Raw genomic sequence first — 6,000 nt, 5'->3', positions numbered from 1 at the left:
AATGGGAAAGTCACGTTTTATTAGAAGAGAACTTGCACGCTTATACACATTTAGAAACTTTGATCACTCACTATTCGGATGTGCCTTAAACATGCGGTTTTTTATAATTCTATCAAACCATATTGTATAGACTAATCATAGAACAATCTTTTGGCCTACGCCAACCGAAAATTCATCATCCACTTTCATTGGGCTATGCCCTTCACATTTAGAAGTGGGAGAATTCTTTTCAAAAATCCAGTTAAATCTTTATCCGTATACTCAGTCTTTTGTTCAGAAGCATTTTTTATCGTTGCTTTTATCGTTTGAATATCTAATACGTATATTAAATGATAATCCTTAGCAAATTTAGGCACTTCATCACCGTCATCCTCCGCATCATCTGGATCGATGACAGCTCCTTGTGTATCTAGACTCCACGTCTCGTCTACTGGTAGAAACAATGCATCTGACCACTTGTATTTTTCAATATTGTTTAGTATATGACGTAATGTCATCAGTTTCTCCATATTCTTCTCCCATCATCTAGCATTCAATGCTCCATCCTTTATAAATGCTTTTTTAAGACAAGATGTATTTATTTTTGTTACCATATCTTCTTTTCCCTTTACTTAGAAAAATACTCCTCTTTTTCCTGGTTTTACCGAACGATTATTCCTGGATATCATTTCTCAATTTTTTTAAACAAATTTTGAATCGCTTGGAAACCCTCTGCATCGTTTAGCTATATAATCTGCAATCTCTTTAGCAATTGGTACCACTCATCATTGTTTGCATCTGGAATTATTTCACTATATCTTTTTCCAAATACATAATTTATTAAAAATTCCTCAAATGTACCATAACATTCTCGTTTTTCAAGAGGTAGCCCCTCATAAAAATGATAGACGAATCCATTTATTTTATTTATGATGATTGGGTCATAAAGAACTTGGCCTATATAAATCCACTGTTCTTGAGCATCTTCAAGATTTTCTAACAAGTCCAAAAAACTTTGGCTTTCGGACATGATTTCAAACGGAAATAAGTCTATAGAGCCACATCTCGCTCCATTACTAATCGCTAAAAAATCAGCGTATTCTTTGGTAGCATCCTTGAATATAGACGAATCAATCTCTTTTCCTGATCTAAATTTTCCTATTATAAGTCCATCTGGATCGGATTCTAAAGCTGCTCTCATTTTTTCAATGATTGTTTTTAACGTATCGTTCATATCTTTCCCTCCAGTATTGTCTACAAAGCTGTTTCCTCGGTCATCTGACGTTCTCTTATCATGAAGACCATCTTCAGTATAAATCCCATCCCAGCCGCATAGAAAACTGGCTTCAGTTTATCCTTATTTTTGGCTCTGTCAAGTCTGTACATCTTCTTTATTTGTAAATATAAATCCCCGTCGACAAGACAGGGGAAAATTCTTATAAATCATCTAAGAGTCACTTGAAAACAAATCGGTTGATAAGTAGCGTTCACCAGAATCAGGAGCAATGCAAACAACCGTATCCATTGGTTTTAAACGTTTTGCAACAGTTAATGCCGCAAAGATCGATGCACCTCCTGAAGGACCAACCAATATTCCTTCACTTGCTGCTAATTTTCGAACTGTTTCATATGCTTCCTCGTCTTTTATTGCAAATATCTCGTCATAAATGTTTGTATTTAAAACAGGAGGAATAAAACCAGGACTTGTTCCAACAAGTTTATGTTTGCCAGGCTTGCCGCCGGATAAAACTGGTGAACCGGCAGGCTCTACGACATGAACGGTGATGTTTTTGTCATGTTCCTTTAGTACTTCGCCAGTACCAGTGATCGTTCCGCCAGTTCCTGAGGTGCCAACGAAGGCTGAGAGTTTTTTTCCGATCGATTCCATTGCTTTAATAATTTCTAAACCCGTTGTTTGTCGATGGATATCTGGGTTTGCTTCATTTTCAAACTGCATAGGAATATAGCTGTTCGGAATTTTCGCTGCTAATTCCTTTGCCTTCTTGATTGCACCTGGCATTTTTTCCTCACTTGGTGTCAAAATAACCTCGGCACCATACGCTTTTAGTAGATTAATACGTTCTGTTGTCGATGAATCCGGCATCACAATGATTGCACGATAGCCGCGAGCAGCAGCATTCATTGCTAAACCTATTCCAGTGTTTCCTGACGTTGGCTCAATAATGGTAGTGCCTTTTGTTAAATGGCCGCTTTTCTCTGCTTCTACGATCATATTAAAAGCAGCTCGGTCTTTTACACTTCTGCTTGGATTAAAATATTCAAGTTTTACATAGACAGATGCTCCGTTTGGATCAGGAAGTCTATTTAATTTTACAAGCGGTGTCTTTCCAATTAAATCCGCAATATTATGAACTACTTGCATGTATCATCATTTCCTTTCCACACTCACTGCCAATAATAGGATTTTCATCTGCAACCCAATCTTTTCTGATCTTCTTATTATAGCAAATATAAATCTTATTAAACAAACCTATTTAGATGGTTTTAGATATACGATGAAAAAATCGAGAAATGAAACTTGAGAAACAAGGGGAAAATTCACGAAAGTGGATATCGGAATCTTGCTTTTATAAGCCAAGTTGATATGTTTATAAGCCGAAACTTTGCTTTAAGCTGAACAGAAAAGCTGCTCCTAAAGACAGAGCAGCTTCTATCAACTTATTTGATTAGCTGGTTCATGTGCGACAACGACATCATGCATTGTCATTTTGGAGCCGAGCATGATTTGCTCTCCCTTTTTTTCTTCAGGTTGTTTTTGTCTCCGTTCGTGGGCCTGCTTAAATGAATTGCTGTTTGTCCATGCTTCAAATGCTTCGCGATTATCCCAGAAGGTACAAACTTTGATTTCATCATGCTCTTCTATGCCTTCTGTTTTTAACACTTCCATTCTAATAAATCCAGCAAAGTTTTGGATGCCTTTTGGCTGCTTGAACCCTTCGATTACTTTATCAGCAAAGCCTTTTTTAATATGAATTGTATTGGATACCATGATCATTTCTTTCTACCTCCAATTGATGTGGAATTAATAGTTTGCATGTAAGAGTCTTCTAACCGGTGTAAAGTATGGCTTATCGCCATTTTGAAAAATATCAACTTCGATTGAAAATATTTGTTGAAACATTTCGGGACATAAGACACATTGGGGAATGCCATCAAAACAGATAGCGCCATCCTTCATCGCAATGAGGCGATGACTATATTTTGCTGCTTGGTTGATGTCATGAAGCACCATGACAATGGTCATCTCATATTGCGCGTTTAACTGCTCAATCAATTCCATTACTTCCAACTGATGAGCAATATCTAAATAGGTAGTTGGCTCATCAAGAAGAAGCAAGTTAGTTCGCTGGGTAATCGCCATTGCAATCCAAGCACGCTGCCTTTCTCCCCCTGAAAGCGAATGCAGCATGCGATACTCGTATTCTTTTAAATGAGTGACATCCAACGCCCAATCAATAATGTCTTCATCTTCCGCACTTGCCCGCTCAAACCATTTTCTATGAGGGTGTCTCCCAAATTCTACAAGCTCTCTTACGGTGATGTCAATGAAATGGTCGTGTGTTTGCGGCAGCATCGCCAGTTGTCTTGCTACTTCTATAGAATCAAGTGTATGAATATCCTTGCCATTCAATACGACTTCTCCTGTCTCAGGCTTCAATAAACGGCTAATAAGCCTAAGCACCGTTGATTTGCCTGAACCGTTGGGACCAATAAGACTAACAATCTCCCCCTTCTTCATTTCTAAATGAATGTCGCTTACTTTAAAGGAAGGGGAGTGGGCATAACTTATCTCCTTAGTTTGCAGCATAGCGTTTCCCTCCTTTTCTAATGATAAATAAGAAAAACGGTCCGCCTAAGAAAGAAAGTAAGATACCTACTGGCAGCTCAATCGGATCAAACCAGCTCCGTGCGATCGTATCAGCGAGTACTAACAAAATCGCTCCTCCTATAGCAGAAGCAGGCAGAAGGTAACGATAATCATTGCCGACTATTAAGCGCATAATATGGGGCACGACTAATCCAACAAAACCGATCAGCCCTGATACACTTACTGCTATTCCTGCTAAAAGAGTGCTAACAACAATAAGGAAAAAACGGCTTCTTTCCACTTTGTTCCCTAGCAATTTAGCTACTTCATCTCCAAGCATAAGAATGCGGATATGCTTAATCGAAAAGAAAGACAGCACGAATGCAAGCAATACATACCAGCAGATCATGTTTACATGATTCCAGCCTACTCCTGAAATCCCACCGGCAAGCCAAGGAAGAATTGCTTGGACTCGATCACTATAAAGCAGCATGATTGCACTCATTACAGCACCGATCACAGCATTTACGGCGATCCCTACTAAAATTATCCGCATCGGATTAGCACCTTGCTGCCATGCCAATAAATAAATCAACATTGCAGTAATAAATGCTCCTAGAAAAGCGCCGCCAGGAATCAAAAGCGCATGCTGTGGGAAAAGAATCATAATGATAGTTGCTACTAAACCTGCACCAGAAGAAACGCCAATGATTCCTGGGTCTGCCAATGGGTTTTTCATCACGCCTTGCAGCAAACTTCCTGCAATCGAAAGCGACATCCCAACCATCAATCCAATCACCACTCTTGGCACGCGCAAATCCCAGACAATTTTTCTCGCCATTGTTTGTTCAGTAGAGGTAAAACCACTCCATACCTCTTCTGTTGTAAATGAAACTGCTCCAACTCTTAAAGCATAAAGAACAACAAGAACAACAATAATTGTACTGGAAGAAAAGAAAAGCAAACGTCTCCGTGCCAACGGATGTTTTTGCTTTTTCTCCTCTTTAGAAGCTTTTTTTTCTTCAGTTGCTTTCATTCGCTGCCTCTTTTAACTGATCGCTCATAAATGTAATAGAGTCAACAATTTTCATCCCTGGATTGGAGCCGAACAAGTGTGATGGCAAAATCACATATCTTTCTTTTTGAACAGCAGTTAGATTAGTCCACGCAGGGTTTTGTGACATTTCCTCTTCAAAAGCTGTCTTTACAGCTTCTGCATCACCGTGGGTAATTAAAAAGATAATATCAGGGTCCTTTTCAATAATTTTTTCAGCGCTCAAATTAGCGTAATTTGGATAATCATCACGCTTCGGAAATTCATTTGCGATATTTTCCCCGCCAGCTAGTTCTAAAATATTGCCAGAAAGTGAATTCGGAAGGGCTGCTAAGAAAGTGCCTGGAGCACCATAAACGAGTAATGTTTTCAGTTTGTTGCCATCTTTATCAGCTTTTAATGCATCGATCTGATCATCGATTTGCTTGATAAGCTCTTCGCCTTTCGCTTCTTTTTGTAAGATTTGTGCATATAATTCAATTTGTTTTTTAATATCGTCAACTGAGTTGGCAGATGTTAAAATGACTTTCGTTCCTTGGCTTTCAACTGTTTTAATGTGACGCTGGAAACTTTCATTTGCAATCAGTACATCCGCTTCAACACTCACAATTTTTTCAAAGTTTGGTTCATGCGGGTTTCCGATTTCTTCGGCATCCTTTACAGCTTCCGGAACTTCTCCACGACTGCTGGGCCGCCCAACAATATTACCGCCAAGATTCATCATCAAATCCATGTCTCCACTACTTAACAACGCTACTTTCTCTGCTGGCTTCTCCAATTCAATTTCTCTGCCAGTAAAGTCTGTTAAGACTATTTTGTCAGGTTGCTGCTCCTTATTTTCTGCTTCTTTTTCTACCTTCTCCTCCTTCTTCTCTGAATCTGTATTTGCTTTTTCATTCCCTGCACCACATCCAGCTAAGGAAAATGCAAGCATGAAAGTAAATATAAGAGATAAATACTTTTTCACTCCAATTCCTCCATTCCCAGTAATAAACTCAAATCCATATTACTGAAAACGATTATCATTGTCAATTGAATGTATGAATAATTTAAATTGTTTTTCGAAAACTGTATCCTATATTTACTAAAAGATATTTTTCGCCGTAGATAATGGCTGACAAATGCTGATAATGCCTTC

7 protein-coding genes and 1 pseudogene are annotated in these 6,000 nt (G+C 38.6%); all 8 read right to left on the bottom strand.

From position 1 onward, the window contains the following. Positions 1-93, bottom strand: a pseudogene (locus J2S08_RS21140) (IS200/IS605 family transposase); the annotation flags it as partial. Between the two features lie 92 nt (positions 94-185). Next, entirely contained in the window at positions 186-509 is a 324-nt protein-coding gene (locus J2S08_RS21135) for a DUF7716 domain-containing protein (RefSeq protein WP_307233120.1), read from the bottom strand. A 215-nt stretch (positions 510-724) separates the two neighbouring features. Beyond that, positions 725-1,213, bottom strand: coding sequence for a hypothetical protein (locus tag J2S08_RS21130; RefSeq protein WP_307233117.1), 489 nt, complete (start codon positions 1,211-1,213; stop codon positions 725-727). A 213-nt stretch (positions 1,214-1,426) separates the two neighbouring features. Further along, positions 1,427-2,362, bottom strand: a complete 936-nt coding sequence (cysK, locus tag J2S08_RS21125) for a cysteine synthase A (protein WP_307233115.1) — start codon at positions 2,360-2,362, stop codon at positions 1,427-1,429. A 291-nt stretch (positions 2,363-2,653) separates the two neighbouring features. Beyond that, positions 2,654-2,995, bottom strand: coding sequence for an antibiotic biosynthesis monooxygenase (locus J2S08_RS21120; RefSeq protein ID WP_307233112.1), 342 nt, complete (start codon positions 2,993-2,995; stop codon positions 2,654-2,656). A 27-nt stretch (positions 2,996-3,022) separates the two neighbouring features. Continuing rightward, positions 3,023-3,808 carry an ABC transporter ATP-binding protein gene (locus J2S08_RS21115; RefSeq protein ID WP_307233110.1) on the bottom strand — a complete coding sequence of 262 codons (786 nt, stop codon included), beginning with the start codon at positions 3,806-3,808 and terminating at the stop codon, positions 3,023-3,025. Then, positions 3,795-4,844 (bottom strand): FecCD family ABC transporter permease, encoded by a 1,050-nt coding sequence (locus J2S08_RS21110; RefSeq protein ID WP_307233108.1) that lies wholly within the window; start codon positions 4,842-4,844, stop codon positions 3,795-3,797. Before J2S08_RS21110 ends, J2S08_RS21115 begins: the two co-directional genes overlap by 14 nt. Then, positions 4,831-5,829 (bottom strand): ABC transporter substrate-binding protein, encoded by a 999-nt coding sequence (locus J2S08_RS21105; protein ID WP_307233105.1) that lies wholly within the window; start codon positions 5,827-5,829, stop codon positions 4,831-4,833. The genes J2S08_RS21110 and J2S08_RS21105 overlap by 14 nt, the downstream gene beginning before the upstream one ends. Positions 5,830-6,000 lie beyond the last annotated feature (171 nt).

This window comes from Bacillus chungangensis (assembly GCF_030812995.1).
In the GTDB taxonomy this organism is placed as follows: Bacteria; Bacillota; Bacilli; order Bacillales; family Bacillaceae_C; genus Bacillus_CF; species Bacillus_CF chungangensis.
Note: the sequence above shows the minus strand (reverse complement) of the source record. Positions and strands in the feature narration are given on the sequence as shown.

Bases quoted from the DNA above. Each gene is read 5' to 3' on its own strand.
- J2S08_RS21135 (WP_307233120.1), bottom strand. From the start codon at position 509: ATGGAGAAACTGATGACATTACGTCATATACTAAACAATATTGAAAAA.
- J2S08_RS21130 (WP_307233117.1), bottom strand. From the start codon at position 1,213: ATGAACGATACGTTAAAAACAATCATTGAAAAAATGAGAGCAGCTTTA.
- cysK (WP_307233115.1), bottom strand. From the start codon at position 2,362: ATGCAAGTAGTTCATAATATTGCGGATTTAATTGGAAAGACACCGCTT.
- J2S08_RS21120 (WP_307233112.1), bottom strand. From the start codon at position 2,995: ATGATCATGGTATCCAATACAATTCATATTAAAAAAGGCTTTGCTGAT.
- J2S08_RS21115 (WP_307233110.1), bottom strand. From the start codon at position 3,808: ATGCTGCAAACTAAGGAGATAAGTTATGCCCACTCCCCTTCCTTTAAA.
- J2S08_RS21110 (WP_307233108.1), bottom strand. From the start codon at position 4,844: ATGAAAGCAACTGAAGAAAAAAAAGCTTCTAAAGAGGAGAAAAAGCAA.